Raw genomic sequence first — 26,856 nt, 5'->3', positions numbered from 1 at the left:
CCGTTTCGCGTCCGCTCCGCTTTTCTACTGTGTAAACCCCGCTTAGCCGCCTACCAGTTCACGCAGCTTCACGATCAGGCTTTCCCACATGCCCTGCAACTCGTCGTCGTCGGTTTCCTCGGAGTAGTCCAGCACCCGCAGGTACACTTCCTGCGTCAGCTGCGACTCTTCCAGCGTGAAATCCAGGTAGTTGGCATCCGGCGTATGGCGCTTGTTTTGGTCGAGGAAGACATAGCGCACCGAGCGGTTGGTGCGGTGCGAGTTCATTTCTGCGAAATGGGGCTGATTGTCCCAGATGAAGTTAAAGCGGTGATCCTCGTCGATACGCACATCCTGGCAAAACCACTGCGACAGCCCGGAAGCCGAAGCTAAATACGGATACAGGATTTTCGGGGAGGCATTGATAGGAAATTCGACAGTGAACCGATGTTTGTGACGTGTGGCAGAAAGAGGCATAAGCAGAACAGACTTAGGAATTTATTGGTCCGCAGCATTCACCAAAGACCGTAGGGAAGCAATATACACGGGTTTTTTTTGCTTCAGGTCTTGTGCCGGAACAAATCTTGTTCTTACCTTTGCAGCACCAAAAACCCGGCGGGGTAGCTCAGTTGGTTAGAGCACAGGATTCATAACCCTGAGGTCACGAGTTCAACTCTCGTCCCCGCTACACACGAAAACGGCCTCTCCATTGCGGAGAGGCCGTTTTTTGTTGCATTTTATCTTTTTATCACAGTTTTATCACAGCTCCATGTTTTCGCCGGAGTATGAACCCCGACTATTCGACGCGGATGGCGATATGTCCAAACGGTGGTATATCGACTACCGGATCTGGGATACGGACAAGCAAATCTTCGTTCGCAAGCAGTACACGGGCATGAATAAATACACCACGCTGCGGGAGCGGCGGCGGGTGTGCAAAGAGAGAATGGCTGAAATCCGGCAGCTGCTGGAGGAAGGCTACACGGCCGGGGAAACGCCGGCCCTAACGCTGGGCCTGGACCCGAAAAAAGCCACGGTGCAGGAAGCCATCGAGTGGGTGGTCGAGCGCAAGGCGGCCGCCGGCGTCGGCACGGAGTTCTACAACGTGGCCCTGCGCCGCATCCGCGAGTACCCTTTCTTCGGCAACCTGCCGCTGCGCTACCTGACCCTGCCCCACGTCACCAACTTTCTCGAGCAGCAAAGCAAGCGCGGCATCGAGGCCAAGACCTATAACAACTACCGCAACAGCCTCAACGCCTCGTTCAACTACCTGGTCAAGCAGGAAATCCTGACCCGCAACCCGTGCAAGCCCACGGAGCTGCGCCGGGTGGAGGCCTCCCCTATCCACACGCCTTACACCGAAGCCGAGCGCCAGCGCATCACGGCCGAAATCCAGGCCCGGGGCGACGAGCAGCTGCTGCTCTATATCGGCTTCATCTACTATGGCTTTATCCGCAGTGGCAGCGAGCTGCGCCTGCTGCGGGTCAAGGATATCAAGACCCGCACCGTCCTCATCCCGGCCGACCGGGCCAAAAACAACAAGGCCGAGCACGTGGGCATCGTGCGCCAGCTCGAGGCGATGATCGAAAAGGCCGGGCTGCGCAGCTACCCGCCCGACTACTACATCTTCACCCGCGACCGGCAGCCCGGCCCCGTGCCGGTGGGCAAGAACTGGTTTGCCAAGCGCCACCGCAAAGTCCTGGAGGCTGTGGGCCTGCTCGATGGCGAGCATACGGTCTATGGCTACAAGCACACCGGGGCCATCAATCTGTACTTGGCCACCAAGGACATCGAGCTGGTGCGGCGCCACTGCCGGCACGCCCACGCCGGCATCACGGCCACCTACCTGCGCAAGCTGGGCATGTTTGACGACGACGATCAACTGGCCAAAATGCCGGACTTTTAATACAAAGGGCTCTCGGCATACTGCCGAGAGCCCTTTGTATTGATACTTACACCAACAATCTACTTCGCCAGCCAAGCTCCGGCGTCGTGACCATGGCGCGTCGCTCACCGCGCCGGAAGGTGAACTGGTACCAGCGGCCGTGTACCCGGCGCCACCGGGTGTAGAACCGTTCCGGGTGGGGCTTGCGGCGCTCGTCCGGCAGCACGGCCGCCAGCTGGGCCACACCCACCTGCTCGGCTGCAACTGGGGCAGCCGCCACGTCGACGTGCACGTGGCGCGCCTGCAGGTGGAGGGTGGCCAGGTCTGGTCTTGGCTGCTGAGCGTAGGCCGGCGCGCTAAAGGCGGTGGCCAGCAGCAGCCCGATGCCGCCGAAAAGCAGCACAACGAGGTTTCTCATAAAACTGGGGTTTGGTTTGGGATGTGTGAAACAAGAGCCCAAAACTCACCCTCAGCTTAGCCTGCTAAAAGGACAGGAAACTACGCGCCTAAGTACTTGGCCACCGTGCTTGGCGAAAGCCCCAGTGCAGTAGCAATGGCCCGGTTCGAGATGCCAGTGCCCTTAAGCCGCAGCACGTGCGCCTGCTTCTCAGGGTCGACTCCCGGCCGGCCCAGCGTCGCACCCTTGGCCACGGCTTTGGCCAGTCCGGCCTTTGTCCGCTCGCCCAGCCGGACCCGCTCCTGCTTGGCAATGGTGGCCAGGATGCTGATGATGGCCTCCTTGAACATACCGGTCGAGTCCAGGTACTGCTCGGAGTAGCTCTTGAACTGCACACCCGAGTGCGAGAGCCGCTGCAGGTGGTTGAGCGTTTCAATCACGCCCTCCCGGCTGAAGCGGTCCAGGGCCCAGAACAGCACCACATCGAAGCGCCGCTGGTGCGCATCAATAAAGAGTTGCTGGAACTGGGGCCGCTCGGCCTTGCCGCCCGACTCCGTGTCGAGGTACTCTTTATATACTGTGTAACCCAGCCGCGCGGCGAAGGCCCGCAACTCGCGCAGTTGGTTCTCGTTGTCCTGACCCTTGTCGCGGGTACTCACGCGGGCGTAGATGGCAGCTTCCATGCTGAAAAATAGTGTTTTGGGCACTTGCTACCACCAAGCCGAAACCTATGACCTTTTCTGAAAGTCCGTTTGTAAAATGTTATGGGTCAGTTTACGTGCTATCAACTGTCTTTTACAGTACGTAAAAGAGCTTCTCAGTTCAAAAACGATTGGTTTTGCTTGAGCTACGAACAACCTAAGCTGGTAAGGGATATAGCCCTCTTATATTTGGTTCATGTTCTTGTTCTGGTGGCTTTGCAGTGTGTTGTGTGGGCCTCCTGAGGCCCTGAGGGCTTCTGAAGTAGTTTCCCTTCCCCTCCAAGGAAGGAATACTGTGGAGCCGTTGCGGGTTGGTGCGACCTATTATGTCACGGCCAGCCTACTGAATCTGCGCAAGCAACCCGCAGCGAACGGCATAGCCATCTACCAAGTGGAGTACCATACGCCACTCCGAGTGCGGGAGCTGGCCGCGAATCATAATTGGGTCCTCGTTGAATTCACAGAAGGTGATGAAGGAGTCGTTGCCTACGTCTCGCGGTGGTATTTGAGTGATACCGTGCCGAACCTGCCTCGGTAAAGTACCCCGCTGGCAGTACCCCGCCCGGGGAGGCCAAAACTACCACGATTTCGAGACGGTGGATATAACTGGCATTACGATAACCAAAATACGTGTTAAAAACGTGTCCAAAAAAGGGTCACAAAAACGGCCCCAAAAAACCGTGTTTTCAGGGCCTTTGAGGTGGGCGCAGGAAGTGTCCAGAAATCGAGCGTTTTTTGGAGGCTACCGAGTTTACGAAACTCATCCCCTCGACGCGTTTCGTAAACTTTGATTCGTAGACGAGTTTCCTAAACTCGCCATGTGCTGCAGTAGCTTGCAGGTCGATGCTAGCGGTTCACGGAAATGAGCATTCTCCTAAATTCCTCCTGCTGGCTTTCTTCCCCTCAAATATGCGGTTTTGGTGCGGCAGGTCAGTTGTTCCACGTTCCTCGCTCGGCTATTAAGCGCCGCTTACCCGTCGGCTCTACTACCAGAAGCATGAAGCCGGCACTCATCATGTTTCTCTTGTGGCCCATCTCATAGTACACAAGCTGTTGGCCAGCAGGCAAAGGAATGGGAGTTGATACCGTGAGGAACTGGTTGATGTTGCTTCGCACCGTATCGCCGTGGGTAAGCACCACAACACGTAGCAGATCCTGACCAATAGTAATGGCGTATGGGGGCGCCACCGCTGGAGCCGCCGGCGTGATGACGAGCGGCCAATCAGCTGGCACGTCTATATGGTTACCCTCAAGAAAAGAGTGGGCGTCCTCCAGCGTGCGGCGTGGGTCATGCCTGCTGATGAATCGGTGACGCAACGCAAAACGCATCGTATCTGGGGATGACAGCTCATACGCAGATTGAATAGCATAATAAACTTCCGCAACTACTGCCTGATGAGTTGGGTTTAGTAGGATTGGCTCCTCTTCTGGCGGTTGACATGCCGTTGCGCCCAATAGAGCGAGACCTATCAAAAAGACTAGAAATTTCATAAAGAGGTAGGGTAAGGCGGTATGAAATAGCGGCTCCTTCTAGTAGCTACCTTCGTTCAAGAAAACGGTCTTTTACACAATATTACAAAAGGCATGTTCATAACACCTCACGCTAACGCCCCCGAAAAACCGCGTTTTCGGGGGCGTTAGCGTGGGTAGCACAACCGTTCAAAATAGAGTTCTAATCTGAACACTACCTTCTGGTCATAATCACGTTATTGCCCACGATTTCTCGGGCAATGCCATGCACTAGTAGCTCAACGACAGCAGCGGCCTTTAAACTCTAAGACTGAAAAACTGGCGTGTATTTCAAGGATTGCTTCAGCTCTTCAATAGAATAAGGTGGATTGCGTAGGTGAAGTACAGCGTGACAGTTCGCGCAGACGGGCCTTAGGTCTTCGATAGGCTTTACTTCGTACTCTTGCTTCCTAAGTGACAAGGGAATCAGATGGTGAACGTGGATATACCCACTCGCCTGGTCGCCGTAGGCCCGCCCAAAATCGAATCCACATACACTGCACGTTGCTCCATAGTGCTCAATGCACTGGCGTCGAGCGACGGGGTTGCGCTCATATCGGTTAACGGGGATGCGCGTATCGCTTCCTTCAAAGAGGCCGCTGGTGCCTGCGCCTGTGGCACTGGCCGCTTCCGCTTCCATTTCGAGTGTGGCCAAATCTGCGGGCTCTAGGAAGATTTCTTCCTCAAGGTCGGCCACCATGATCTTCCACGCAGCCGCCCAGGTTAGCCCAGCACTCGCAAATGCCGCTTTGACGCGTTCAACACTTGTATAGCGCACATTGCGCACGTCAATTCTGACTTTATAGTTGTCAGGTTTACCTGGCCAGGCTGGACTGTCATCCGTTGGTTTGTATTGCTTCGAGGTGGGTGTAGCGACCACCGTCACACTAGTGCGAGCTGCACTGGTAGGCACTACGAGTACTAGATCAAAGTCTTCTCTTTTGCTTCTATCATATACGTCGCTATAGCCTCGCTCAGCAATTGCTAGTATGTCAAGCTCGTTATCATACCGTTGCACTAATACCGTTTTCATACGTGGTGATTTAAGTAAGAGAAGTGTTGGGTGTAAGACTCTTTCTGGGAGGTAACGTCAGATTCTGCTGTATGCCTCAGCGGCAGAATCCGACTTCATCCTTGGCGTAAGCCCTTACCAAGAATCCCAAAGAAAGCAGATAAAAGCGCGAGTCTAAGCACCCCGTTAAGTAGTAACGCCGTTCTGCTGGTTGACCTTCTTATAGGTGTCGTAGGCCTGGTCCAGCTCGTACATCTGCTGCACCACGGTCAGCTCCCGGGCCCAGGTGTCGATGCGCTCGTCCTGCCGGCGCTGCCCCTCGACCAGCGTGCGTAGCAACGCCGTCACCTCCGACGACTCGCCTGCTAGGCCGGCGCCGACCGGCACTGGGCTATCGCCCTCGGTGGTGGGGCCGCCCTCCCGGTAGCTGCCACCGCCACGCTGGCGCTTCTGCTCCAGCCACTGCTCCACCTGCATTACCTTCGGGTCGGCGCGCATCCACTCAGGAATCACGTACTCGTTCTTGTGCACCAGGCCGGCCACGGCAAACCCGTCCTGGTCCAGCAGCTCGCCGCCCGGCGACACGCGCAGCTGATTCAGATCCAGCAGGCCCTTGCCGGCCGAGGCGCTGGTAGGGCCACCCTCGCGGAAGCCCACCACCTTGGCCGAGGCCAGGCCGGCGCGCAGCAGCGACAGGCCGTTGGTGACGAACAGCTGCGTGGCCCCGGCGGCGCCGGCTGTGGGCCCGTTTAGCGGGTTCTGGGCGGCCGCCTTGGCGTTGTTGGCCATCTCGACCGACAGGTTCAGCCCGATTTCGGTCAGCGCCAGCGCCTTCTGGGCCACGACAAACGCCTTGTAGAGTACCGACTTCTTGCCGAATACCTCGGCCAGCGCGCCCAGCTCTTCCGAGCCGATGAGCTTGCGCACGGCCGCCAGGCCCTGCTGAAACTTGACCAGCCCCTCGTCCAGCCCCTTGCGCTTGGCCACGTGCGCGGCCTGCTCCTGCAGGAACTGCGCGTTGGCCTTCTTGTACTCGGCCGACTCCTTGCCGCCCTGCTCCTGCAGCAGGGCCAGCTCCCGGGCGTGGGCAGCCTGCTTGACAGCGTACACCGCGTCCTGGTAGGCCTGCTCATTAAGCACGCCATTAGCCAGCTTCAGCTCCAGCTCGGCCAGGGCCACCTCGGCGTCCGCCTCGTTCAGCGCCAGCTTCTCGTCGAGGGCTTTCAGCCGTCGCTCCTCCTCTTCTGCCTTATGCTTGTCGACCAGCTCACGCAGCTGCAGGTCGCGCTCGACGACGATGGCCTTGACCTGCTCGGTGTAATCGGCCTCCAGCCCAGTGAGCTTGTCGACCTTAGCCGTGGCGGCCTCGAAGAGCTTCTGCCGCTCCAGCTCGCGCCGCAACGCAGCATCGTCCAGCTCCCGCGCCCCTAGTTGCTCCTTCAGCACATTGCGCTGCAGCAGCAGAGCGCCTTCCTCGGCCACCCATTGCTTCAGGTCGGCCAGGTGCTGCTGATCGGTCTTTTTTCGCTCCTCACGCTCCTTTTTAGCGGCGTCGGCGGCGGCCTTAGCGCGGTCTTTTTCCGTCGTACCATCGCCACCACCAGACGGTTTACCAGCCGGATCCTCGCCCCCGTTGCTACTGGTTTCGCTGGCCTGCGCCTCGGGCCGTAGGGCCCGGGCCGCGTTGAAGGCCCGCAGGTACTCGCGCGCAGCGCCGGCGCCCAAATCGGCAAACTCCTGCATGGCCCCGGAAAAGTCGCCGCGCAGGGCCGCCTTCCAGGCCCGACCCACCCGGGTGAAGGCTGAGGAGCCGGCCGCCACGAACCCCTCGAAGAACGCCGGCGAGTCGCGCAGCAAATCAAACAGCAGCCGCAGAGGCGCAATCATCACCAGCAGCGCCGCCTTGGCCGGCTCCGACTGCTTCACCCACTCGATCAGTGCCCGGGCCAGCATCCCAAACCCTTCGTAGACCAGGCGCGTGGGCGTGAGCAGAAAGCGTAGCACGGCACCGATGCCATTGGCAATATCCTTGGCCAGGCTGCCCTCCTTTGCTACCAGGCCAAACGACTCGGCCAGCCGGCCCAGCTCGTCCCAGATTTCGCGCAGCGGGGCCGTCAGCTCTTTGAACGTGACAATAAGTGAGGTCAGCAGCGTGTAGATGAACACCATCCCCTCGTTGCCGAGCACTTGCAGGCTGTTGCCGGTACCCTCAAACTCCTTAGCCAGCTCGTTCTGCGTGGCGGCCAGTTGCTTATTAGAGGCCAATAGCTCCTGCTGGCGCTGCACGTACACGTTGTTTTTATCCACCAACGCGTCGATACCCGTGCCCACGTTTTTCAGCGACTTCAGGTAGTCCAGGCCGGCATCCTCACCCGGCCCGCCGAACACGTCGGCAATCACAGTCTGCAGCTGGGCGGCCGGAATCTGCGTGTCGTTCATCTTCTGCGACACCCGCTCCAGAGCCTGCACCGACGAGATACTGCCGTTATTGACGCCGTCAAGGATTTCCTTGGTGAATTCGGGCCCGAAGGCGGCATACAGTGCGTCCTTGGTGGCCGAGGTCTGCTCGCGGATGCGCAGACCGAACTCCTTGACCACGTCGACGCCCTTATCGGAAAACACGCCGCTGGTTTGTGACTGGCTGATGATGCCCACGAACTCGTCGGCCGACACGCCGGCTGCCTTGAACTGGGCCGGGTACTCCTTAAGCTGGTCGAGAAACTCGCCGTTGACGTCGGCGCCGGCAATGAAGCCCTGCTCAATCAGACGCAGGGCCTCCTGCTGGGAAATGCCCATCTGCTTGGCCAGCGAGTTGCTGGCCACCAGAATCTCGTCGTACTCTTTGTTAAACGTCTTGGCCAGGCCCGCCACGCCGCTCGTGAGCTGGTCAAGCTCCGCGCCGGTGGCATTGGTGAGCGTATTGACTTTGCCGCGCAGGTCCTCGAACTCTTTGACCGTCTGAGCAATTTCCGCCCCCAGCTCCTTGACCACGTCGACAGCTGCTTCCAGGCCGACCTCCACGCCACCCAGCAGCAAGGCGTCCTTCATGGTAAAGCCCTTCTCGGCCGTGTCGCCCATCTCCTGCTGCACATCGTGGATGCGTTTCTGCAGCTGCTGATAGTCGCGCAGCATAGCCGCCCGGCCCGGGTCGTCGGCTGACAACTCGTGCAGCTGCCGCTCCAGCAACGCTGCCGAGTCTTTCATTTCCTTGAACGAAGCATTGACTTTCTGCCCGTTCAGAATGACTTCGCGGTTTTCCTGATTCAGCCGCTCAGTCTCAGCCGCCAGCTGCCGCTGCTGCTCGGCTAACTCCTCAGCTGTTTTCTGGTAGGTGCGCATCTGCTCACCGGCCGCGCTGATGCGCTGCTGCAGTACCTGGTAGTCGCGCAGCAGCGCCGCACGGCCCGGGTCGTCCGTGCGCGTATTCTCCAGTTGCTGGCTAAGAATAGCCGCGGCATCCTTCATTTCGCGCATCGATGCCGTGGCCTGCTGGCCACTACGCACGGTTTGCTCCTGCGCGGCCGCCAAGGCCTGCGTCTGCTCGGCCAGCTTGGCCTGCTCTGCGGCCAGCTCCTCCTCCGTCTGGATGATGGTGCGCAATTCGGCCCGCGTTTCGGAGATGCGGGCCGTGAGCCGCGCGAAGTCATCCTGGAGCTTAGCCCGACCGGGGTCATCGGCCGCCATTTTCGAGAGCTGGCTGTTAAGCACAGCCGCACCCGCCGCCATTTCCTTGATGCTGGCATTAGGCTGCTGCGCATCAAGGACGATTTTAACTTTCCGTTCTTCGGTAGTATCTGCCATGGGTACTTAGCTTAAAAGGTAAGGGTCACGTCCTCGGACGGCAGCGCGTCCGAGGTGGCGCTGATGAGCAGCATGCCGTGCAACTCACTCATCAGCTCACTGAGGCGTTTCATCTGGTAGCCCATCTCGCGCGAGTACCAGTTGCGCTTTTTGCGGTTGTAGCGCTTCAGGCGGCCACGGCTCTGCCGGATTCGGTCGTAGCCGTCGTCGCCCCGGCGCACGCCCTGGCCCATGCCACGGCCCACGCCCATGTCCACGAACTTGCCGTAGAGCGCATAGCTGAGCTGCAGCTGCAGCCGCCCTTCAGAGGAGCCCACCACCTGCTTTTTGAAGCTGTCGAGCAGCGTGCCCGTATCCACAATCTTCAGCTTGCGCATGTTGGCCACGAACCGCTCGATACTGATGTCGAGCCACTTGTTGGCTACTTCCAGCTCCTGCCGGATGATATCTGGGTTCTGGCTCATCGGCGCACGGGACGGTAGGTGCAGCGGGCCGACTCCAGGCGGCGGGCCGTGCTGGCAGTGAGCGAAATCTTCTCCCACAGGTACTTGCGCGGGCCCAGCATCTCCTTGCGGCCGGGATTCAGCGCCAGCAAGTCGCCCACCCGGAAGGGCACTACACGCTCCTCACTGCCGGCGCGGGCCAGCAGCTCCAGCCAGGACTGGTGGCACTGCGCGTAAAGCCCGTTCGCGCCGGCCCACTGCAGGGCCAGTGCGCTGCCGGCTTCGCGGCCGTTGGTGCACTGCGGATAGCCGGCCTGCAGGCCGCGGTCGAAAAGCAGCCGCAGCCCACAGCGCGAGTCGTCGCCCAGCCCGTAGGCCGGCGAGGCGCCCTTGGCCACGATGTGGGGCATTGCCTGCCCGGTCGCGCCATCGGTGAGGCAGTGCAGCGTGCCGGCGTCGGCCTTGATGGGCGTCTTGCCAGCGCCGAGCAAGAACTTGGCCCAGCTGTTATCAAAGCCTTTGAGCTGCTCGTCGTCGGATTCAAAGCTGAATTCCAGGCTGTAGCCCTCATAAGCGGTCGGCAGCGCGCGAGTGAGCTGGCCGGCGTCGCGCACCAAGTACTCGTCGTCGAGCGCCACGTCGCGCAGGCGCACGATGCGCAGCTCGCGCCGGGCCAGATCGAAGTCGTAGCCCAGCCCGAAGAGCTTCTGCAGCTCTACGAGCAGCGCGCCCACCTTCAGCTCGGCCGGCACGTGGCGGCTCAGCACCAGTTCCGGCAGCCGCACGCCGACCGCGTCCTCGGCCACCCGGTCGGAGTACGCGACCAGCTGCTGCACTGAGGCGTCGCTGAGCCACTCGCCCGATACCGTGTAGCCGACGGCCGCCAGCACCCGGCGCAGCAGCGGCACCAGCCGCAACTGCGGGGCTACGGCCACCCCGGTATAGCCACCGGCATACTGGTTCAGGTAGCCCGAGTAAGCCGGGTTCTTGTCGCCGTAGAAGGCCGTGTTGCGGATCGTGCCCAGCGCATAGTCTGGGGCGTCAGCGCGCAGCTCCAGTGGCACCTGCCCCAGGTTGAGCGCACCCAGCAGCAGCCCGTCGATGCGGCTTTGCAGGTCGGTGGCGCCGGCCACGAACTTGTACTGGAGCAGCCGCTTTTCGGGCTGATGTTCCTGGTACACGAGGCTGCCCACCCGCCAGAGCAGGCCGTCGAGGTAAAACTCCACCGGCTCGGGCGCCGGCAGCTCGCCCTGGGCGGCCAGCACGTGCGGGAAGTTGAGGTGGCGCAGGTTGGGCGGCGTCATCGGCAGCCCAAACGGGTAGGTCGTGACGCCCGGCACGGCGTCGTAGCGGAAGTAGGGGTTGCTGATTTCGATGCCCACGGTGCCGGGCAGCAGATCCAGCCAGCCGCGGGAAGTTTTCAATCCAATCATGGCAGTAGCAGATCCTGGCGCTGCACAGGCGGCACCGGCTGGCCGGCCGGCACCACCGGCAGCGCCGGCGTGTAGTGCCGCTCGCGCGGCAGTTGAAAGTCCAGTTCCAGCGTCTGCTGCCACTCCCCTTCCTTGAGCACCGGCACCGTGCGGACCTTGACCACGCCCGGCAGCCACCGGCGCCCGGGGCCCAGCAGCAGCACCCGGCGCGAGAGCAGCAGGTCCTGGGCCGTAGCCAGCCACTCGCGCGAGTTCTCGCGCGCGCCGCTGGCCAGCTTCACCACCGGGCGCAGCGAGCGGTCCAGCACCAGCACGTCGCCGGCCAGCGGATCCGGAAACGGCACGGGCCCGCGCTCGGCCTCCTCGCCGCTCACCTCGGCATCCAGCTGGGCTTCGCCCAGAAAAGCGGCCGTGTTGAGCCCGCCCAGCGAGTTGGCGTAGAGCACGTAGCGGCGCTGGGCCACTAGCCGGCGGTCGAGCACGTAGCGCCGCCGCTCACTCTGAGCCACGCCGTCCTCGTCGACCACAAACACTTCCCAGCTGACCAGGTGCTTGCCGGCCGGCTCGGGCAGGGCCAGCTGCGCGCGACCGGCCGGCAGGCAGTAGAGTTCGTAACGGCGCGGGCCCTCCACCTCGTCCACAAACACGGTGGCCGTGCTGCCGTCCTGATAAGTGGCCACCGCTATCTGCCGGATCAGCGGCAGCGTGGCCGTGGGCACCTGAAAGAGCAGGAACTCGGGCTGGTCCGGGGCCACCAGCAGTTCGCGCGGCTGCCAGGTAAAGAAGGGCCGATGCGCCGGTTGGTAGGAAGTGAAAAATGTGCGCTGCGCCGCCTCGTAGCCGCTCAGCCCGCCCAGCAGTACGTAATGCTGCAGCAGCGTCGTGGTACCGGCGCGCTCGGCCGGCGCGCCGTACATCTCGGCGTGCTGCAAATAAAAGCGCCGGAACAGCGGGTCGGCCCGGGCGATGCGCCGCTGGTCGGGCGCCGGCACGTAATAGTCCAGGTAGGCGTCGAGCAGCTCCTCGACCTGGAACACGGTGCGCCCTTGCCGGTCAGCCGGCTGCTCGACTGGCGCGCCGACGCGCACGAACTCGCCGCTCAGATACTCGGGCTCGATGAACACCTCGCACAGAAACGTGAGGTTGGGCTTGAGGCTGGGGTCGGCGCGGTACGCGTCGCCGGCATCGAGCGGCAGCGTGATAGGGTTGCGCGAGAAGTAATAGCGGCTGGCCTCCAGCTCCACCGAAATCGTGACCGTAGCCCCCTCGTCGTCGGTGATGGTGCACTCGTAGCTGCCAGCGGCCAGGTTGTAGCGGCTGGCCGTGGTAGGGCCATCCTGCCAGGCAAAGGTGTACGGGGCCACGCCCCCACTCACCGTGAGCAGGATCGAGTCGTCGAACTTACGCACCACCACGCTCAGGCGCGGATTCTGCTCGACGGCAATGACGCGCGTGAGCGAGGCCCCGGTGTCGGCCGTGACGGTTACGGTGTAGTCGGCGGCCAGCAGGTTGCTGCGGTTCTGGGTGGTGGGCCCATCCGCCCACGCGTAGGTGAACGAGACGGCGCCCACGGCCGTGGGCAGCAGCCGAATGGCACCGGTGGCCTGCCCGAAGCGCAGCACCGGGTCCACCTCCACGCCCAGCGTGATGGGCCGGATGGCGGGCAGGCTTTGCTCCGAGTACACCAAGTTCAGACGCGGGCTGGTGGTGGGCGCAAAGTCCCACTGCAGGTCGTAAGACCGGGCCGTAATGGTGATGACGCCGTTGCTGGTGAACGAGTCCGAGGCCACGGCCAGCGTGTAGGCCAGCGGCACGCCCAGGGCCGTGAGCCGGGCCTCGATGGCGTCGTGCAGGGTTACGGCGTTGGCGTAGCGCACCAGGTTGCTGCCGGCGCCGCTGTAGTCGCCCTGGCAGTAGTACTCCTCCGGATCCGAAGGAAACTGCGCGGCCGAAGCCACGAAGCGCTGGTAGGCGCCGTTGAGCCAGATGGACAGTTCATCGCCCGGGGCCGGGGTGATGCTGTTGAGGATAAGTTGGGCGTACCGTTCTCCTGCCATGGTTAGATGAATGCGTCGGGGGTGTAGGCCAGCGCGGCCGAGGCCGGCGTGACAAAGTCGAAGTCGAAGCGGGTGCCGTACCAGGTGCCGTCGCCGAGCGGACCCAGCTCGTCGCTGGTGATGCTGTTTGGATCGAAGCGGTTTTTCACCTGGTACTTGGAGTCGGCCAGGATGGCGCCCAGGATTTGCTCGCCGGTCTGCTCGGTGGCGTCGAGCACCTGCTCGATGGCGTCGTGGTTTTTGGTCTTGACCTGCTGCAGCACCATGAAGGCACCCGAGCGCAGGCGGGTGCGGTTGTCGCCCGCCTCGCGGTACTGGGTGTGGAAGCTCTCTACTACCAGCACCTGCTCGCCCGGGCCGGGCTTCAGGCGCACGCCGATAATCTTAGTCATCAGCTCGTGCATGTCCACCACCTTCTGGTAGGGGTCGATACTGACCACGATGCGGGCGTAGCGCGGGGCCGCCTCGGTGTGCTGGATCAGCTTGTGGCGCGTGGCCAGGCCCCGGAACAGGGCGTTGTATTCGGTAGTGCGCATTAAGTAGAGCGTTTAGCTTTGGCGTAGTCGCGGGCCAGATCCTGCATTTCGGCCAGGATGGTGCGTGCGTGCTGGCGGGAGGTTTGCTCCAGCGTGCCGAAGGCGCCGCCGGAGAGCTTGCGCAGCACCCGGCCCCAGTCGCCGGCCTGCTGGGCGCTGCCGGCGTCGGCCTCGTGCACCTCGAACACTTCCGGAAACTCCTGCTCGAGCTGGCCGCGGCAGCCGCGGTACCAGGTGGCAATGGCCAGCTTCTGCGCGTCCGGAATGCGGGTCAGCGTCTGGGCCAGGTACTCGGTGCGGTGCTCATTGAAGGGCTCGCGCCTATCGCCCTGCCAGCGCACGTCGCTCGGGCCCAGGCCAGGCACCAGCGGGCGGTAAAGCGTGGCCAGAAACCAGTCCAGGGCCTGGGCCGAGCGGTGCGTGCTCCAGGCCCGGAAATAGGTATCGGCGAAGATGAACTCGCCGAAGAGTAGGTTGCGAAAGCTGCTGCGCGGCCCCACCCACCGCACGCGGGAGCCCAGCGCCTGCAGCTCGGGCAGCAGCTGCTCAGTCAGGCGCTGCTGCTCGTCAAAGACAAAGTCAGTGGCCGCATAGAGCTGCACGCACTGCACGGCCGGTAGCGCCAGCAGCTGGGCCACTGGCACGCCGCTCAGCACGGCCAGCAGGCGCAGCCGGGGCGGCAGCGGCGGGCACTCGGGGGAGCCATACAGGATACCCATTACACCCAGCAGCTGGGCGCGGGTGAGTTCATTCCAGGAAGCGGGCACCGAGTACTTCGTGCCCCAGATCTGCAGCGGTATCATGGGGCAAAACTGCCGCCGGCTACCTCGGTGAAAAAGGACACGAAAAAGCCTCGCTGGTGAGGCGAGGCTTCGAGTTGCAGTAGGTGATTCAGGCCAGGACACACACCTGTAAACCCGGCACGGCAAACCTACACTAATTCCTCAATTCGTTTTTCCAGCCCGGCCACCACCTGCAGCAGTTGCTGCTCCAGGTTGCTGAGCGGCGTTAGGGCAAACAGATCATAGGCGGCCAGAATGGCCAGGCCCTCCCCCGTTCCGACGTAGACCGGCTCGGCCTTAGGTTGGCGCGGCGGCGGATCAGGGGCCGGCTCCTCGGGCACCGCGTCGCCAGGTTGCCACTGGAAGCCGTCGCCGGTCCCGTTGGGGTCAGATTCATTTTCCCGGCCGAAGCCGATGGGGCGCTGGCGTGTGTTGGCCATGAGCAGAAACGAAAAAGGGTAAATGATTTACCGGCGCCAGGGCTTAAGCCAGAGCACCAGGCCCGCCAAGGCCACGATAACGGCCGCGGTGCTGAGCTGCCGGCCGGTGAGCCCCTGCTGCACCGACACGTCGGAGTCGGTGTTGCCCACGTTCTTGAGCTTGACCCGGCCCCGATCCGGCGCGTTGACGTTGGCCAGGGCCTGGGTCTGGGCGTCGGTCCAGCGCGCCACCTGCCGGGCCGAGGCCTGCGCCGGGGGCGGCACCAGGTAGGCCGGCAGCGCGGCCAGCGCCTTCAGCGAGTCGGGGCTGGGCGCGCGCACCAGCGCCGGTACCGGGCGCACGGAGGCGCAGCCGGCACCCAGCCAGAAAAGCAGCAATACCAGCGCAATCAGCACCCAATCCTGGAAGCGCAGCCCCTTCATGGCTTGCTGAATAAGGCGGCCTCGCGCAGCCGGCGCGCTTCGATAGCAGCATTTGGCTTGCCGTTCACGTTGCGCCAAATCCGGAAGTAGTTCTGCAGCGTGGCTTGGTCGCGGACGGCCGTGGTATTGACGTAGCGCACCAAGCTGGACTTGGCCAGGGCCGCTTCGCCCAGGTTGAAGGCGAACGAAACCAGGGCGTTGAACTGGTTCTGGGTCAGCGGCACGGTCACGACCCGGTTGACGGCCGCCTCGAAGCGCGCCAGGTCTTGGCTGAGCAGCATCTGGCTCTGCTCGCGGGTGATGCGCATGCGGGCCAGCACGTCGGGCCCGGTATGGCCCACGCCGATGGTGGCCACGCCGGCGGCGCACCGGTAGGTTTGGAGCACTTCGCCTTCTTCCTTCGTGATAAAGGCCCGACCGGCGGCGTCGGTTTTCCTGTGTACGCTCATATGGCGGGGGTTATGGCGCCCTGAGTGGGCGCCGTGGTTGAATCAGGTTCAGGCATGGTGGGCAGTTGCTCGTCCGGGGGCGTTTTGCTGCGGAACTGGCCGGTTTCCTCCCAATCGGTCATGCCGCGACGCAGAAATTTGGGCAGCGGCAACCCCAGGCCGCCAAGCCCGCGTAGGTTCTCGTCGATGCTCTTGGTTTCGATCAGCAGGATGAAGAAGTAAATGGCGCCCTTCACGCCGAAAGCCATGTACTCGGCCCAGGGAAACTTGCTGCCGTCGACTTCGATGTTGCAGAACACGTGGGCCACGACGATGCCCACGCCGTAGTCGCGCAGCTTGGTGAACATCTGGCGCATACCGCGCGAGTGGAAGCGCCCCTGCCGGAAGCTGCGGGCCATGCCCAGGCCCGTATCGAGCAGGAACAGCACCATCAGAAAAGCTAGCGCGTTCCAGTCGTTGAACACGTATTTCTCGAACAGATGCCACGCTTTTTCCAGCACGGATAGCACGCGTGGGTGCAGGATAAGTGACAGCATTAGCAGGCGCGGAAAACGCGGGATTCCGCGGTATTCAGGGACCCTACCGGCGCGTCAGGCGCGCGGTAGGGTCCCAGGGTGAAGTAGGTGGCGTAGCGGGTGGCGGAGGCGCGCTGGTTGAGAAAGCGGCGCATCTTCTCCAGCAGGATGTCGGCCGCGCGCTGGGACTCGAAAGCCCGGGCCTGCAGCAACTGGTCGAGCCCAGCGTCGGCCTCTTTCGCGTTCGAGTCGTCGACGCGGGCAATCATCAGCTCGATGCCGTCGCCAGTCAGCCGCAGCCCCAGCTCGGGCACGGCCCGGGCCAGCGTGGAGCTGGCCAGCGCCGGCCGCACGAACTGCTCGAGCAGCTCCTCGTTTTCGGGCGTCACGGTGCGGGTGCGTACCTGCTCGCGCAGCTCACTCAGGTAATCGTAGCCCAACTGCGGCTCCAACACGAACAGCTCCTGCCGGCTGAGTAGCGGCCGCAGGGCCTCGAACACCGGCCACGAGTCCTGGATGTTCTCAAAGCGACTGAACTCGTCGGGGCTGGTGAGCAGCTGCCGGCGGTGGTGGCGCCCGGGGCCGGCGGCCCAGGCCTGCAGCGGCAGCTCAGTCGCGGTGGCGTAGTTCTGCTCCAGCCAGCGCAGCAGCACGACCATATCGGCGTAGCCCCTGCGGCTGAGCGTCTTGGCCAGGCTGTTGATCTGCCACTGAAAGGCCGTTTTGTGCGTCTGCGTGGTTTGAATGTGCACGCCGGTCTCGTCGATGGTTACCTGCAGCTCGTCCAGCGCGCCGGCCAAACTCAGCCGGGCCAGCGGCGCCTGCACCAGGCGCAGCAGCTCGGCAGCCGGCGAGTCGTGCTCGGGCAGCAGGCCGGCCGCGTACTGCGCATCGAGCCAGCGCAGCAGTTCGGCGCCGAGCACGGGCAGTAACAGCGCGCCGCGCAGGCGCTCCTGCTCGCGGCGCACCGGCTCGGGCACGTCGCTGGTTTCCACGCGCACGTAGCGGCGCAGCTCTTCACAGGTCTTTAGTAGGGTCAGCAGCATCGTTAGCCAGGTTTCTTTAGGCAGTTTTGGCCGGGGCCTCGGTGGCCTGGTCCAGCGTGTTGATTTGCGGATTGAGGAAGCGAAACTCGATGTCGGGGTCCCAGCCGTTGTAGTCGCGCACCAGGTTCAGCGGCTCGATGATGAGCTGCTGCAGGTAGTAGTGCGTGGCGATAAAGGCATTGAAGGCCACCCGCTTGTCGGAGCCCGAGCCGGCGCCCATACCCTTGCCGGGCGAGATGCCGGAAAGCGTCGGGTCCACCTGCAGGGCGGTGTAGATGTGGCTGCTGGCTTCCTGCGAGTCCTCGATGTAAATGCCCGACTTGATCTTGTCGTCGATAGCCGTCACCTTGAAGGCCTGGATCAGCTCGCCCGACTGCGGATCGGTGAACGTGATGGTCAGAATCGACTTGCCCGCCCCGTCGGCGCCGGCCATGGTCTTCTCAAACTCGGCCAGCTCGGCGGCAATGATGCCGCGACGATCCTCCGTGAGCTTGGTGTCCCAGTCCGGGTACTTCCACTTCCAGTAGCCCTCGTGGGCCTCGATAATGTACTTGAGGCTGAGCTGGTTTTTGAACAGCGCCTTCTTGAACTCGGGTATGGCCAGGGCCACGTCCAGCCAGCCCGACTTGCGGATGCTGTTCCACGCAATGAGCTGGTACAGGGCCTGGCCGGGCGAGGGCAGCGAGAGCGGGTAGATGTACTTGTAGCCGCGCGTGTCGGCGCGCAGGCTTTCCACCACGTCGAAGTAGGGGTCGAGCACCGGCACTGAGGTCGTGAAGCCGTCGCCGGGCTTGGCCTCGGGCCAATTGGCCGAGATGTGCAGCCACTCGGGCACGGCCATGTTTGGCTTGGGCACGGAGTAGCGGCTGAAGGCCGTGTCCGGCACGCTCAGGCTGGTGATGATGCTCCGGTCTCGGCTCAGAATCAGCTCGGGGAAGCCGTTGGCGAAGTTGACCAGGTTCTGGATGCCCTCGAACGAGTAGCGGCCGATGTTAGAGCGGCGAAAGAAGTCGCGGATTTCGTCGTTTTTCTCCCGCTGAAACACCTCGTTGCCGTCCTTGTCGTAGTCGACCACCTTGCCGTAGACAATGCCCTTGCCATTGATGGCGCGGGTTTTCCAGTCCAGCACGGCCGGAATGATGCTGCTCTTGGAAATTTCGCTCAGCACCTGCTGCGGAAAGTCGTTCGAGTCACCCCATAGCGCCACGTCGCCCGACTGGCCCTTGACCAGCGGCGAAGTGGGCACGTCGCCGTCCACGGGGCCGGTTTTCACGCCGGCGCCCTTCGCGGTACCCTTCGCGGCGCCCATGGCCCCGCCCAGGCGGAACACCGACCCGTTCAGATAAGCGACGCTCGCGCCGCTATTGAATACTACTTGCTCCATTAGAGGATGACTTTGCGGCCCTGCACGGCCACGATGAGGTAGATATGCACCTTGACCAGCTTGCCGGTGCGCGTGTCCACCAGGTTGCGGGTGGCGTTTGCGTAGTGGTTGGGATTTTTGGGGTTGGGCACGGGCAGCAGCTCCGGCGGCGGAATGCCGGCCGCGGCTTCAGCGGCGGCCAGGGCGGTTTCCTCGGCCGGCGTGGCGGCGCGCAACGTGGCCGTGCGGGCCTTCTTGCCGCGGCCAATGCGGGCGGCGGGCAGCGTGCCGAAGGCGCCGGCCTCACCGGTGCGGCGGTTGGCTTTCACGTAGCGCACCGACACCGGGGCCTCGCCTTCCAGCAAAGCCAGCGCGTCCTTTAAGCGAAGTGGTGCGGGGGTTTCCATGTCGCAAAACTGCCGGCCGGCGCGCCCCGCAAAAAGGACACGAAACCGCCCCCAGGCACCGGAAACGAACGAAAAAGCCAATCTCACTGCCACCCCCGAAAGCGTCGCGTCCAGGCCGTTTTTGGGGCTTTCGGGCGTTTTCCAGTCTCACTCGTGTAGCGCGATGCCCCGGCTTGCACTGTCGCGTTTTGGCAGCTGCCAGGAGCGACTTCGGGGATATCTGTGGGGGTCAGGTGGTTCACACGGACGCCGAAACAGGACACGGAGGGCATCAGCCCACCGAAGTACGCGTTGGCAGTTCCTGGCGCAAGCCAACCCCGAGGCCCAGCAAAAAGCCCCCATGCAGGCGGCATGGGGGCTTATCATGAGGTAGTAGGTACCAGGCTTAGACCACGAGCATCCTGCTCCAGTCCACGCCGGCGTTGATGATGTCGGTGCCGCAGCTAAGCATGTGCAGGTCCACGTTGTCGGTGTAGTGGGTAGCATGCTGGGCCGGGAAGCTCTCCTTCCGCTCGCTGCTCTTGACCTTGACAATGCGTCCCTTGCTGTCCTGGCTCACTGGGGCCAGCAGCATGGCCTGCACCACGTCCTTGGTGTTGACCTTGTTGAAGCGCAGGCGCAACAGCCGGGGGTCACGCTCGGAGAGCAGCGTCTGGGCCAGCTGGTAGCGCGTGGGGTGGCCCGGGATGCGGCCCAGGCCGTAGGGCCTCACCCGCCAGCCCCGCTGCCGCAAGCCTCGCATGAACTGCTCGTTGAGCGTGTAGGCGCTATCTGGACGCCGGGCGTTGCCGTACTCCTCGTCGCTGAGAAACTCCACTTCCTTCAGCAGGTGGGGCTGGTAGTAGCGGCAGAACTCGTCCAGCAGATCGTCGATAAAGGCTGGGTGCTTGACGTGCATGCCCTTGAGGAAGCGGTACTCGCGCTGGTCCGGGTGGGGCTGGCCCACGACCAGCGTCGTGATGCGCGCCCCCCAGTCCACCGACACGCGCAGCGGCTTGTGGGCGCGGCAGTCGCTGTCGCCCAGGCTCGTGGACTCGTCCTTCTCCATTCCCCTTATGCCATAGGTGGCTCCCCCAGCAGCCTTCAGCTTACCCAGATCATACTCCAGGCCCAGGATATAGCTGTCGTCGGCGCACTCCTGTACGTGCACGGCCTGGTTGAGCTGCGGGTAGAAGCCGCCCTCTACGGTCGTAGGGCGCCGGTTCATCATCTCCACCATGAAGGTAAAGTCGGTCATAAACTTGCGCTGATCCAGCAGGTACTGCAGGCCCAGGTTCTGGATGTTGTCGAAGGCGTTGGCCTCGGAGTAGAACGTGCCCTTTTTGGCCGCCGAGGGGAAATACGACACGTCCCGCATGCGCGGCACGACCTGCTCGCGCCAGATACTGAGCCGCTCCTCGTCGCTGCCGGCGTCCAGGAAGCGTACCTGGGCATCGATCAGCGCGTTCTGCCGCTCCACCAGGTCCACGCCGTGGTTTTCATAGTAGTTCGACTTGTCGAGCAGCCAGCGGCCCTGGTCGCCCCAGGGCATCGACGAAAACAGAAATACGCCGTGGTGCTTCGGGTTTTTGCCGAAATACTGGCCGTTGCCCCGGTTGGTGGCCGACAGGTCGGCGTCGAGCTTGTTTTTATCGAACAAGAGGGCCTCGTCGCCGATAAAGCCGTCCACGTTCAGGCCCCGGCTGCTGGAGCCGCCGGCATCGAGCGAGACCAGATGAAACCCGGTTCCGTTGCGGAAGATGATGAAGTGGTCGTAGCTCAGCGGGCCTTCGTAGGGCCGGTCCCAGTTGAGCGTCGGCGGCGGCTTGCGCCCGATGTAAAAATCGCGGTTGAGCTTGTAGCCCAGCCGCTCCAGTGACGAAATGGTGCTGGGCAGCGTGCGCGAGAGCACCTGCTTGTAGGTCGAGCCCACGATCACCCAGCAGCTGCGGGGCATGGTCTGCACGATTTCGTGAATGTCCCAGGCGATAATGCTCGATTTGCCCGTGCCGCGGCCCCAGAGGCTGACGCCCTCCTTCTTGCCGCGGGCCGTGATGTAGCGCAGCTGCGGCTGGTTGAACTTCAGCTTGACCTGATCAACTACCATGGCCCGGCGCCTCCTCGCCCCTGGTTTCGGCCAGCATGACCTCCATGGCCTCCACGCTAAACACGTTTTCACTCACGGCCCCCTGCAGCAGCTCGTAATCGGCATCCGACACGTCGTCGAGCTTGGTGATGTCGATGCTGCGGCTCTTGGGGCCGCGGGCACCCTGGTAGCTCACGTTGATGACGTAGTTGGTCGCCCCGCCCCCGCTGTTGGCATCCTCGGCCGTATCGGCTCGGTTCAGGCCCTGCAGCACGGCCAAGAACTTGCCCGCGGCCAGCGCCCCGCGCACGTCGGGCGGGCGCTGGGTGAGGCAGAGCTGGAGCATCATCTGCGTGTGGGTGATGAGCATGGCCCGGGCACCCTGCTTTTTGACCTTCTTCAAATCGCCCATCAGGTTCTGGGCATCGGCTAAACGCCGGTAGCACGTGGCGCGGCTGATGCCGAACTGCTTCTGGAGCAGTGGCCAGGCCTGCTCGAAGGTGTGGTAATTGAGCAGCAGCGCGTAAGCGGCCTCCATCTGCTGATTCAGGAGCTTGTCGGCCGGCGACAGGCCGTTGAGCCCGGGGCCGGTACCGTCGGCCTCCTCGATGCTGGCGGCGTAGATGCGCTCGACGGCCGTCGAGCTGGGCAGCTTAGGCTGGGCCGACGCCGGCATAAGAAGTTGTTCAGACACGTGTGGTAGGGGTTAGTTTCAATCGAATCAGGGTGATGTCAGCCTCCAGGGCCGGCAGCTCCGCGGCGCGCCTGGCATTTTTGCGCACTTTGGAGCGGGTGGCGACCAGGTTGTCGAGCCGGCGGCGCAGCTCACCCTGGTCGTCGATATCGGCCAGGACTACCGGGCCGGGCGGCAGCGCCCCTTGACGCAGCACGTGCTCCTCCAGCTGCAGAAGTTGCTGCACCTGGTCGCCAAGGACCAGGATCCGGAGCGCAAACCTGCCGCGGTCCTTCTCGCTCAGGCGCGGGGCCGTGAGCTGGGCGTGCAGCTGGCTGCGCTCGTCACGCAGGCCTCGTAAACGGGCCCGCAACGGCAGCAACTCAGGCGCGTCAGTATGGGCCTGGGTGGGCGGCAAAGTGGCAGCAGCCGGCGGTGGGGCAATTGTCACCGGTGCCGGGTCGCTGGCCAGCGCCTGCAGTTCGCGCTCCAGTAGCTGGCGGCTGTAACTGGTCTCGCCCAGGGCAAAAAGCTGCCGGTACACCGGGCTATGGCCCAGCTGCGCGTACAGGGCTGCGCCTTGGGCAAAATCGGCCGGCGCAGCCAGCCAGTGGGTGAGTTCAGAGAGGTGCATGCCGCAAAACTGCCGCGGCCTGCTTCGGGCAAAAAGGACGTAAAAACGGCTTCCCCTCTTTTACCAACCCCCGAAATCTACTGTTAAATACTTGAAAAATGGATGTCACATTTTCAGGGGCATTGTCCTTGAATGAGAGTCGATTAGGGACCTAACTTGCTCCCATTCTACTACTGCTTCCGCATTCGCTTCTCATGAGCACCTCTTCTTCTCCGCTGCTGCCTTTCGTTGCCTTACTGCTACTCGGTGGCGTACAGTCTCCCCCCGTTACGACGCCGTCCGCGGCCTAATTCCCCCTAAATACCTTTTCAGTCCCCCCGCTCCCTTCCCCACAACCAACGCCTAGGCTCCGACTCTCCAGTCGGAGCCTATTGCACGTGCTGGAGTGGCCGGAAACGCAAAAAAGCCCCAGCCATTGGCTGAGGCCTTTCCCGCTCACGCACCGTTTCTCTCACATACCGGTTTTCTGTTTCCCTGCTGGCGGCCGGCTCTTCCGGGCTTTTCTGGCTACCAGGTAAGGGAAGAGCGGATCCTTGACCAGCTCATCGGCCTCCGCCAGCGTGAGCCGGCGAAGGTCGATTTTGCGCCGTAGCCGCTGGATCTCGATAACACAGGGCGTTATGGTGGCTGTGTACTTCTCCGCGACTTCCGGCAGTAGCTGGGGCAAGGATTGCTTCTCCATTGCTTAGGCGGCAGGCTTCTCGATGACGTCGCCGGCGTAGATCTGCACGGCCTTGGCGTAGCACTCGCCCTTGAGCGTGGTGCCGCGCCGGCCGCCGGAGAGCTTACCCGAGCCGTAGCTGGGCGAAAGCTCCACCGGCAGGCCCTCAGCTCCCACCTGCAGGTAAGTGCCATCAGCGTCCGGCACGAGCAGGATGCCGTCCGTGTTTTTCATGATGTTGAACGTTTCGATGGACGAGGCCTTGTTGCCGGGGTGGAAGCCCTCGAACGTGATTTTCTGGCCACGGCCGTCCCGCTCGCCGACTACCTCGGCCTTCAGCTCGTTGGAGTCGAGCGTGATGTAGATGCGCAGAAAGCCCTTGCCTTGCAGGAAGGCGTGGTCCGTGGCGATGATGGCCGACGTGCCGGCCGGGGCCGTGCCCACGTAGGCCGGGGCCTTGGCAATGGTGGCAAACCAGCTGGTCGGGGCCCACAGCACGTAGCCCAGCAGGCCTGGCGTGTTGTCGGCCCCTTCCAGGCCGCCGAGGTGGCTCAAATTCGATAAGTCCATGGGGCTAGTCGTTAACTCTAGGTGAGAAATGAAGGAATGCGGGCCGGCCCTAGGCCTTGCCGATGGGCACAAGCAGCCCGCTCTTGGACTCGACCAGGTGCTTGAGGGCCGCCTTGTTTTTACCCAGCGCCTCGGCCGTGATTTCCTCACCCTTGATGGAGAACTTGCGGCCCAGCACGCGGTACTGCTGCTTGTCGTAGCTCACGACAATGACGTTACCCTGCTGCTGGGCCGTTTCGCTGTTGGCCAGCTGCTCAGCCTGGCCGGCGATGATGCTCTGGGCCAGCTCCAACTCGCCCTGCAGGCGCACGTTGTCGGCCGTCAGCGACTCGATGGTGGGCTGACGGGTTTCTTCTTTGTCTTTGGCTTCAGCCATGATGAGGAAAGCGTAAAATCAGTTGTGTGAAAAAATACTCCGGTAAGTGCCGGCCCCCACCTGGGAGCCGGCTGCTACCGGCGGGCCTTACGCCAGCTCCTGGTCGTTGGTGAACAGGATTTCGGGCAGGATGAAGCCCACGCCCATGCTGAAGTCGGTGAAGAACTTGAGCAGACGGTCCACGTTTTCCACCTGCACGGCCGACTGGTTTTTGACCTTGCGGCGCAGCATGATGGCGTTGCCCACCGGCGTGCACCAGATCTTCTCGGTGCTGCGGTGCGAGGGCAGGCCCTGCAGCTTGATGTTGGTTTTGTTGATGGTCAGGTCCAGCGCCCCGCCGCCGGTGTTCTTGCCGTACTTGCGCTCCTGGCCCCGCAGGAACTGGCGCGCCACCGTCGGCGAGCAGCCCAGGATCATGGGAATCTCCCAATAGTCCTTGTGGATGCCATCGGCGAAGGCCTCGAACTGCTCGACCAGGGCCTCGGGATTGGTCAGCTCCAGGGCCCCCGTCACGATGGGCGTGGTGCGCCCGGCCGCCACGTGGCCGTTGATGATCATCTTCAGCCCGTTGATGGACGTGCCGGCCGCGCCCGGCGTGCCGGCCACCGGGGCCTGGTAGACGCCCTGGAAAATCTCGTTGAACTCGATGTCCTGCTTGATCTGCGGAATCAGGTACACTTCCACGTACCAGCGCACGAAGGGCCAGGCCTTGCGGTCGATTTCCGGGCCGTCCATGAACGCCAGCCAGGTGTCCTCCAGCTCGTCGGGGTACTCCTGAGCGTCCACCTTGAGGCGGAACTGGCGGATTTCCACCGGCTGGAACTCCACGCCGGCAAGCGGGGTAAAGGCCTTCTGGAAGGGCTGCACCACGCGGCTGAAGATGGTCTTGGCCGCCCGCCACATCGTGTCGTCGGTGTTGATGGGCGTGAACATGCTCTCCGTGGTGGTCGGCGAGCGCAGCAGCGAGTAGAGGCGCTGCAGGTTCTGGCCCTGGTTGAGGTAGTAGGCGCCGAACTGGGCCACTACGGCGGTAATTGCTAAAGCCATGGATGGGGCTTAAAAAAGATGAAAAATCAGGTTTGGAGGCTGGTATGGCCCTAACCGAGCATCTCGGCGTGGAGCTTCTCGACCAGCTGCTGGGCCTCCGACTCGGAGGTAGGCTCCTCCTGCAGGTCGGCCGCGCCGTCCTTGCGCACGGGCGTCGTGGCGTCGGCACCGGGCTTCTTGCCCAGGGCAGTCACCTGCTCGGTAAGCTTGGTGTTGGCCTCTTGCAGGTCGGCGGCCTTCTTCTCCGCCTCGGCCTGCGCCTTCTCGGCCGCCTCGACGCGGCCGGCTTTGGCGGTCAGCTCCTCGAGTGCGGCGCCCGGCACGAGCTGGGCGCCTTTGATGCCGGCGGCATCAAGTTCCTGGTTGGCCGCGTCGACCTGCTCGGCCGTAGCGGATTCAGTGCCCACCAGCGCCAGCATGGAGGCGCCGAGAACAAGCGTGGTAGCGGCAGATTTGCCGAAAAGTTGGAGTCCCATGGGTAGTCAAGTGAAGTAAAAAAGTGGTCGTTGAAGTAGAGGGTGCTGCTTAGAGGGAGCGACTGGCCTGCACCAGGCGCACGCATTCGCCCAGCGCATCGGGCAGCGAGCCCAGCGCGTCGATTAGGCCGATTTCGCCAGCCTCGCTGGCAAAGCCGGCCTTGCCGGCCGCGTAGCCGGACTTGACGAAGAGCTTCTCGTTGAGGCGGCCGGCCCGGTTGGCGCGCACGGCGCCCAGGAAGCCGCCGGCAATGGCCGTCAGATTGGCCTGCACGGCTTTGTAGTCGCCCTTGGCGGCCGCGGCGAAGTCGGCGTTCTTCTGGCTGCTCTGCTCGGCGTACACCTCGTGGAAGGCCACGCCCATCTTCTCGAGCGCCGGCTGCACGTCCATCCAGCTGGCCATCACGCCGATGGAGCCAACGGTGCACGTCTCGTGGGTGGCAATGATGGTGTCGGCCGCCGAGGCTATCCAGTAGGCCGCCGAGCACATAAGCCCATCCTCGCACAGGGCCACAACGGGTTTGCCGGCCGCCTGGCAGGCCTTGATGCCGTCCACCACGCTCTGGGTGCCAAACACCTGCCCGCCGGGCGAGTCCACGCGCAGCAGCACCGAGCTGATGTCCGTGTCCTTGGCCGTACGCTGCAGGTCGGCTGCCAGCGACATAAGGCCCCGCGGGCCGCACTCCTGGTCGGCTTTCATCAGTGGGCCACTCACGCCCATCACCCGCACCAGGATGCCATCCGTGGCACCACCGGTGGCACTGGCACCAGCCTGGGACCAAGCGCCGTAGGCAATGACACCCTTGCCGGCCACGCGCACGGCGAAGTCTGCCGGAGCAGCTGCGGCCCGTAGCTCGGCCAGATCCTGGCCGCCCTGCAGCGAGGCGGTGCCCATGAGCAGCGAGGCCAGCACCGGCATATAGGAGTGCAGGTGTTCCCGCGAGATAAGCCAGGGAGAAGCAGATAAACGGGAGACTAAGCCAAGCATCGATTCAGGGTTGAAGTGATGCAAAGCTGCCAGCACCCGAGCCGGGCAAAAAGGACATAAAAAAGCCCCCGACCAGATAGGCCAGGGACTAATGGGTCAGGTGCGGTAGCCGCGCCACACAGCGCTGATTATACCGGCCAGCAGCAGCAAGGCCAGCGCGGGCACGAACCAATCAGGTAGCTCCAGCA

At 63.0% G+C, this 26,856-nt stretch carries 29 protein-coding genes and 1 tRNA gene; 3 read left to right on the top strand and 27 right to left on the bottom strand.

The features are described from left to right. Positions 1-42 precede the first annotated feature (42 nt). Positions 43-456 (bottom strand): START-like domain-containing protein, encoded by a 414-nt coding sequence (locus O3303_RS05390; RefSeq protein WP_269561044.1) that lies wholly within the window; start codon positions 454-456, stop codon positions 43-45. A gap of 137 nt (positions 457-593) precedes the next feature. Here O3303_RS05390 and O3303_RS05385 point away from each other — a divergent pair. Beyond that, positions 594-667, top strand: a tRNA-Met gene (locus O3303_RS05385). A gap of 129 nt (positions 668-796) precedes the next feature. Continuing rightward, positions 797-1,885 carry a tyrosine-type recombinase/integrase gene (locus O3303_RS05380; RefSeq protein WP_269561043.1) on the top strand — a complete coding sequence of 363 codons (1,089 nt, stop codon included), beginning with the start codon at positions 797-799 and terminating at the stop codon, positions 1,883-1,885. A gap of 46 nt (positions 1,886-1,931) precedes the next feature. Here O3303_RS05380 and O3303_RS05375 read toward each other — a convergent pair whose 3' ends face one another. Both O3303_RS05375 and O3303_RS05370 read right to left on the bottom strand, forming a co-directional pair. Next, positions 1,932-2,282 (bottom strand): hypothetical protein, encoded by a 351-nt coding sequence (locus O3303_RS05375; RefSeq protein ID WP_269561042.1) that lies wholly within the window; start codon positions 2,280-2,282, stop codon positions 1,932-1,934. A gap of 80 nt (positions 2,283-2,362) precedes the next feature. Then, entirely contained in the window at positions 2,363-2,944 is a 582-nt protein-coding gene (locus O3303_RS05370; protein WP_269561041.1) for a recombinase family protein, read from the bottom strand. A 214-nt stretch (positions 2,945-3,158) separates the two neighbouring features. Here O3303_RS05370 and O3303_RS21915 point away from each other — a divergent pair, with 214 nt between their 5' ends. Further along, positions 3,159-3,500: an SH3 domain-containing protein gene (locus tag O3303_RS21915; RefSeq protein WP_350356608.1), complete on the top strand. Its 342-nt coding sequence runs from the start codon at positions 3,159-3,161 to the stop codon at positions 3,498-3,500. A 392-nt stretch (positions 3,501-3,892) separates the two neighbouring features. On the opposite strand, the gene O3303_RS05365 is transcribed toward O3303_RS21915, so the two are convergent. The 24 genes from O3303_RS05365 to O3303_RS05250 all read right to left on the bottom strand — a co-directional run bounded on the left by O3303_RS05365 (position 3,893) and on the right by O3303_RS05250 (position 26,668). Continuing rightward, positions 3,893-4,453: a hypothetical protein gene (locus O3303_RS05365; RefSeq protein ID WP_269561040.1), complete on the bottom strand. Its 561-nt coding sequence runs from the start codon at positions 4,451-4,453 to the stop codon at positions 3,893-3,895. A gap of 283 nt (positions 4,454-4,736) precedes the next feature. Next, entirely contained in the window at positions 4,737-5,504 is a 768-nt protein-coding gene (locus tag O3303_RS05360) for an HNH endonuclease (protein ID WP_269561039.1), read from the bottom strand. 165 nt (positions 5,505-5,669) lie between these two features. Continuing rightward, positions 5,670-9,284 carry a phage tail tape measure protein gene (locus tag O3303_RS05355; protein ID WP_269561038.1) on the bottom strand — a complete coding sequence of 1,205 codons (3,615 nt, stop codon included), beginning with the start codon at positions 9,282-9,284 and terminating at the stop codon, positions 5,670-5,672. Positions 9,285-9,295: 11 nt separating this feature from the next. Continuing rightward, complete coding sequence (locus O3303_RS05350) at positions 9,296-9,748, bottom strand: hypothetical protein (RefSeq protein WP_269561037.1); 453 nt, start codon at positions 9,746-9,748, stop codon at positions 9,296-9,298. Beyond that, positions 9,745-11,151: a hypothetical protein gene (locus O3303_RS05345; protein WP_269561036.1), complete on the bottom strand. Its 1,407-nt coding sequence runs from the start codon at positions 11,149-11,151 to the stop codon at positions 9,745-9,747. Before O3303_RS05345 ends, O3303_RS05350 begins: the two co-directional genes overlap by 4 nt. 5 nt (positions 11,152-11,156) lie before the next feature. Beyond that, positions 11,157-13,217, bottom strand: a complete 2,061-nt coding sequence (locus O3303_RS05340; RefSeq protein WP_269561035.1) for a SprB repeat-containing protein — start codon at positions 13,215-13,217, stop codon at positions 11,157-11,159. Positions 13,218-13,219: 2 nt separating this feature from the next. Continuing rightward, positions 13,220-13,753 (bottom strand): hypothetical protein, encoded by a 534-nt coding sequence (locus O3303_RS05335; protein WP_269561034.1) that lies wholly within the window; start codon positions 13,751-13,753, stop codon positions 13,220-13,222. Then, positions 13,753-14,556 carry a hypothetical protein gene (locus tag O3303_RS05330; protein WP_269561033.1) on the bottom strand — a complete coding sequence of 268 codons (804 nt, stop codon included), beginning with the start codon at positions 14,554-14,556 and terminating at the stop codon, positions 13,753-13,755. The genes O3303_RS05335 and O3303_RS05330 overlap by 1 nt, the downstream gene beginning before the upstream one ends. A gap of 128 nt (positions 14,557-14,684) precedes the next feature. Beyond that, positions 14,685-14,975 (bottom strand): hypothetical protein, encoded by a 291-nt coding sequence (locus O3303_RS05325; protein WP_269561032.1) that lies wholly within the window; start codon positions 14,973-14,975, stop codon positions 14,685-14,687. Between the two features lie 27 nt (positions 14,976-15,002). After that, entirely contained in the window at positions 15,003-15,398 is a 396-nt protein-coding gene (locus tag O3303_RS05320) for a hypothetical protein (RefSeq protein ID WP_269561031.1), read from the bottom strand. Beyond that, positions 15,395-15,847: a lysozyme gene (locus O3303_RS05315; RefSeq protein ID WP_269561030.1), complete on the bottom strand. Its 453-nt coding sequence runs from the start codon at positions 15,845-15,847 to the stop codon at positions 15,395-15,397. The genes O3303_RS05320 and O3303_RS05315 overlap by 4 nt, the downstream gene beginning before the upstream one ends. Beyond that, entirely contained in the window at positions 15,844-16,383 is a 540-nt protein-coding gene (locus tag O3303_RS05310) for a phage holin family protein (protein ID WP_269561029.1), read from the bottom strand. The genes O3303_RS05315 and O3303_RS05310 overlap by 4 nt, the downstream gene beginning before the upstream one ends. Further along, positions 16,383-17,408 carry a DUF6712 family protein gene (locus O3303_RS05305; protein WP_269561028.1) on the bottom strand — a complete coding sequence of 342 codons (1,026 nt, stop codon included), beginning with the start codon at positions 17,406-17,408 and terminating at the stop codon, positions 16,383-16,385. Before O3303_RS05305 ends, O3303_RS05310 begins: the two co-directional genes overlap by 1 nt. Positions 17,409-17,424: 16 nt before the next feature. Beyond that, positions 17,425-18,792: a hypothetical protein gene (locus O3303_RS05300; RefSeq protein WP_269561027.1), complete on the bottom strand. Its 1,368-nt coding sequence runs from the start codon at positions 18,790-18,792 to the stop codon at positions 17,425-17,427. Then, positions 18,792-19,178: a hypothetical protein gene (locus O3303_RS05295; protein WP_269561026.1), complete on the bottom strand. Its 387-nt coding sequence runs from the start codon at positions 19,176-19,178 to the stop codon at positions 18,792-18,794. The genes O3303_RS05300 and O3303_RS05295 overlap by 1 nt, the downstream gene beginning before the upstream one ends. 385 nt (positions 19,179-19,563) lie before the next feature. Continuing rightward, positions 19,564-21,264, bottom strand: coding sequence for a hypothetical protein (locus tag O3303_RS05290; protein ID WP_269561025.1), 1,701 nt, complete (start codon positions 21,262-21,264; stop codon positions 19,564-19,566). Continuing rightward, complete coding sequence (locus tag O3303_RS05285) at positions 21,254-21,937, bottom strand: hypothetical protein (RefSeq protein WP_269561024.1); 684 nt, start codon at positions 21,935-21,937, stop codon at positions 21,254-21,256. Before O3303_RS05285 ends, O3303_RS05290 begins: the two co-directional genes overlap by 11 nt. After that, positions 21,930-22,550 carry a hypothetical protein gene (locus O3303_RS05280; RefSeq protein ID WP_269561023.1) on the bottom strand — a complete coding sequence of 207 codons (621 nt, stop codon included), beginning with the start codon at positions 22,548-22,550 and terminating at the stop codon, positions 21,930-21,932. Before O3303_RS05280 ends, O3303_RS05285 begins: the two co-directional genes overlap by 8 nt. A 451-nt stretch (positions 22,551-23,001) precedes the next feature. Next, on the bottom strand, positions 23,002-23,232 hold the full coding sequence (locus O3303_RS05275; RefSeq protein ID WP_269561022.1) for a hypothetical protein: 231 nt from the start codon (positions 23,230-23,232) through the stop codon (positions 23,002-23,004). A gap of 3 nt (positions 23,233-23,235) precedes the next feature. After that, a complete protein-coding gene (locus tag O3303_RS05270; protein ID WP_269561021.1) occupies positions 23,236-23,781 on the bottom strand; it encodes a hypothetical protein in 546 nt (181 codons plus the stop codon). A 49-nt stretch (positions 23,782-23,830) separates the two neighbouring features. Then, complete coding sequence (locus O3303_RS05265; RefSeq protein ID WP_269561020.1) at positions 23,831-24,157, bottom strand: hypothetical protein; 327 nt, start codon at positions 24,155-24,157, stop codon at positions 23,831-23,833. Positions 24,158-24,244: 87 nt separating this feature from the next. Next, the gene (locus tag O3303_RS05260; protein ID WP_269561019.1) at positions 24,245-25,204 is read right to left on the bottom strand and encodes a hypothetical protein; all 960 of its coding nucleotides are present in this window, start codon (positions 25,202-25,204) and stop codon (positions 24,245-24,247) included. A gap of 50 nt (positions 25,205-25,254) precedes the next feature. Beyond that, positions 25,255-25,680 (bottom strand): hypothetical protein, encoded by a 426-nt coding sequence (locus O3303_RS05255; RefSeq protein ID WP_269561018.1) that lies wholly within the window; start codon positions 25,678-25,680, stop codon positions 25,255-25,257. A 49-nt stretch (positions 25,681-25,729) separates the two neighbouring features. Beyond that, positions 25,730-26,668, bottom strand: coding sequence for a S49 family peptidase (locus O3303_RS05250; protein ID WP_269561017.1), 939 nt, complete (start codon positions 26,666-26,668; stop codon positions 25,730-25,732). Between the last annotated feature and the right edge of the window lie 188 nt (positions 26,669-26,856).

The sequence above is a fragment of the Hymenobacter canadensis genome (assembly GCF_027359925.1).
Classification (GTDB): Bacteria; Bacteroidota; Bacteroidia; order Cytophagales; family Hymenobacteraceae; genus Hymenobacter; species Hymenobacter canadensis.
This window is presented reverse-complemented; position numbering and strand designations above follow the sequence as displayed.

Excerpts from the sequence above, each read along its gene's own strand:
- O3303_RS05330 (WP_269561033.1), bottom strand. The coding sequence starts at position 14,556 with ATGATACCGCTGCAGATCTGGGGCACGAAGTACTCGGTGCCCGCTTCC.
- O3303_RS05370 (WP_269561041.1), bottom strand. The coding sequence starts at position 2,944 with ATGGAAGCTGCCATCTACGCCCGCGTGAGTACCCGCGACAAGGGTCAG.
- O3303_RS05360 (WP_269561039.1), bottom strand. The coding sequence starts at position 5,504 with ATGAAAACGGTATTAGTGCAACGGTATGATAACGAGCTTGACATACTA.
- O3303_RS05275 (WP_269561022.1), bottom strand. The coding sequence starts at position 23,232 with ATGGAGAAGCAATCCTTGCCCCAGCTACTGCCGGAAGTCGCGGAGAAG.
- O3303_RS05365 (WP_269561040.1), bottom strand. The coding sequence starts at position 4,453 with ATGAAATTTCTAGTCTTTTTGATAGGTCTCGCTCTATTGGGCGCAACG.
- O3303_RS05350 (WP_269561037.1), bottom strand. The coding sequence starts at position 9,748 with ATGAGCCAGAACCCAGATATCATCCGGCAGGAGCTGGAAGTAGCCAAC.
- O3303_RS05320 (WP_269561031.1), bottom strand. The coding sequence starts at position 15,398 with ATGAAGGGGCTGCGCTTCCAGGATTGGGTGCTGATTGCGCTGGTATTG.
- O3303_RS05255 (WP_269561018.1), bottom strand. The coding sequence starts at position 25,680 with ATGGGACTCCAACTTTTCGGCAAATCTGCCGCTACCACGCTTGTTCTC.
- O3303_RS05325 (WP_269561032.1), bottom strand. The coding sequence starts at position 14,975 with ATGGCCAACACACGCCAGCGCCCCATCGGCTTCGGCCGGGAAAATGAA.
- O3303_RS05295 (WP_269561026.1), bottom strand. The coding sequence starts at position 19,178 with ATGGAAACCCCCGCACCACTTCGCTTAAAGGACGCGCTGGCTTTGCTG.
- O3303_RS05300 (WP_269561027.1), bottom strand. The coding sequence starts at position 18,792 with ATGGAGCAAGTAGTATTCAATAGCGGCGCGAGCGTCGCTTATCTGAAC.
- O3303_RS05290 (WP_269561025.1), bottom strand. The coding sequence starts at position 21,264 with ATGGTAGTTGATCAGGTCAAGCTGAAGTTCAACCAGCCGCAGCTGCGC.
- O3303_RS05380 (WP_269561043.1), top strand. The coding sequence starts at position 797 with ATGTCCAAACGGTGGTATATCGACTACCGGATCTGGGATACGGACAAG.
- O3303_RS05375 (WP_269561042.1), bottom strand. The coding sequence starts at position 2,282 with ATGAGAAACCTCGTTGTGCTGCTTTTCGGCGGCATCGGGCTGCTGCTG.
- O3303_RS05310 (WP_269561029.1), bottom strand. The coding sequence starts at position 16,383 with ATGCTGTCACTTATCCTGCACCCACGCGTGCTATCCGTGCTGGAAAAA.
- O3303_RS05340 (WP_269561035.1), bottom strand. The coding sequence starts at position 13,217 with ATGGCAGGAGAACGGTACGCCCAACTTATCCTCAACAGCATCACCCCG.
- O3303_RS05355 (WP_269561038.1), bottom strand. The coding sequence starts at position 9,284 with ATGGCAGATACTACCGAAGAACGGAAAGTTAAAATCGTCCTTGATGCG.
- O3303_RS05305 (WP_269561028.1), bottom strand. The coding sequence starts at position 17,408 with ATGCTGCTGACCCTACTAAAGACCTGTGAAGAGCTGCGCCGCTACGTG.
- O3303_RS21915 (WP_350356608.1), top strand. The coding sequence starts at position 3,159 with ATGTTCTTGTTCTGGTGGCTTTGCAGTGTGTTGTGTGGGCCTCCTGAG.
- O3303_RS05390 (WP_269561044.1), bottom strand. The coding sequence starts at position 456 with ATGCCTCTTTCTGCCACACGTCACAAACATCGGTTCACTGTCGAATTT.
- O3303_RS05335 (WP_269561034.1), bottom strand. The coding sequence starts at position 13,753 with ATGCGCACTACCGAATACAACGCCCTGTTCCGGGGCCTGGCCACGCGC.
- O3303_RS05250 (WP_269561017.1), bottom strand. The coding sequence starts at position 26,668 with ATGCTTGGCTTAGTCTCCCGTTTATCTGCTTCTCCCTGGCTTATCTCG.
- O3303_RS05270 (WP_269561021.1), bottom strand. The coding sequence starts at position 23,781 with ATGGACTTATCGAATTTGAGCCACCTCGGCGGCCTGGAAGGGGCCGAC.
- O3303_RS05265 (WP_269561020.1), bottom strand. The coding sequence starts at position 24,157 with ATGGCTGAAGCCAAAGACAAAGAAGAAACCCGTCAGCCCACCATCGAG.
- O3303_RS05260 (WP_269561019.1), bottom strand. The coding sequence starts at position 25,204 with ATGGCTTTAGCAATTACCGCCGTAGTGGCCCAGTTCGGCGCCTACTAC.
- O3303_RS05280 (WP_269561023.1), bottom strand. The coding sequence starts at position 22,550 with ATGCACCTCTCTGAACTCACCCACTGGCTGGCTGCGCCGGCCGATTTT.
- O3303_RS05315 (WP_269561030.1), bottom strand. The coding sequence starts at position 15,847 with ATGAGCGTACACAGGAAAACCGACGCCGCCGGTCGGGCCTTTATCACG.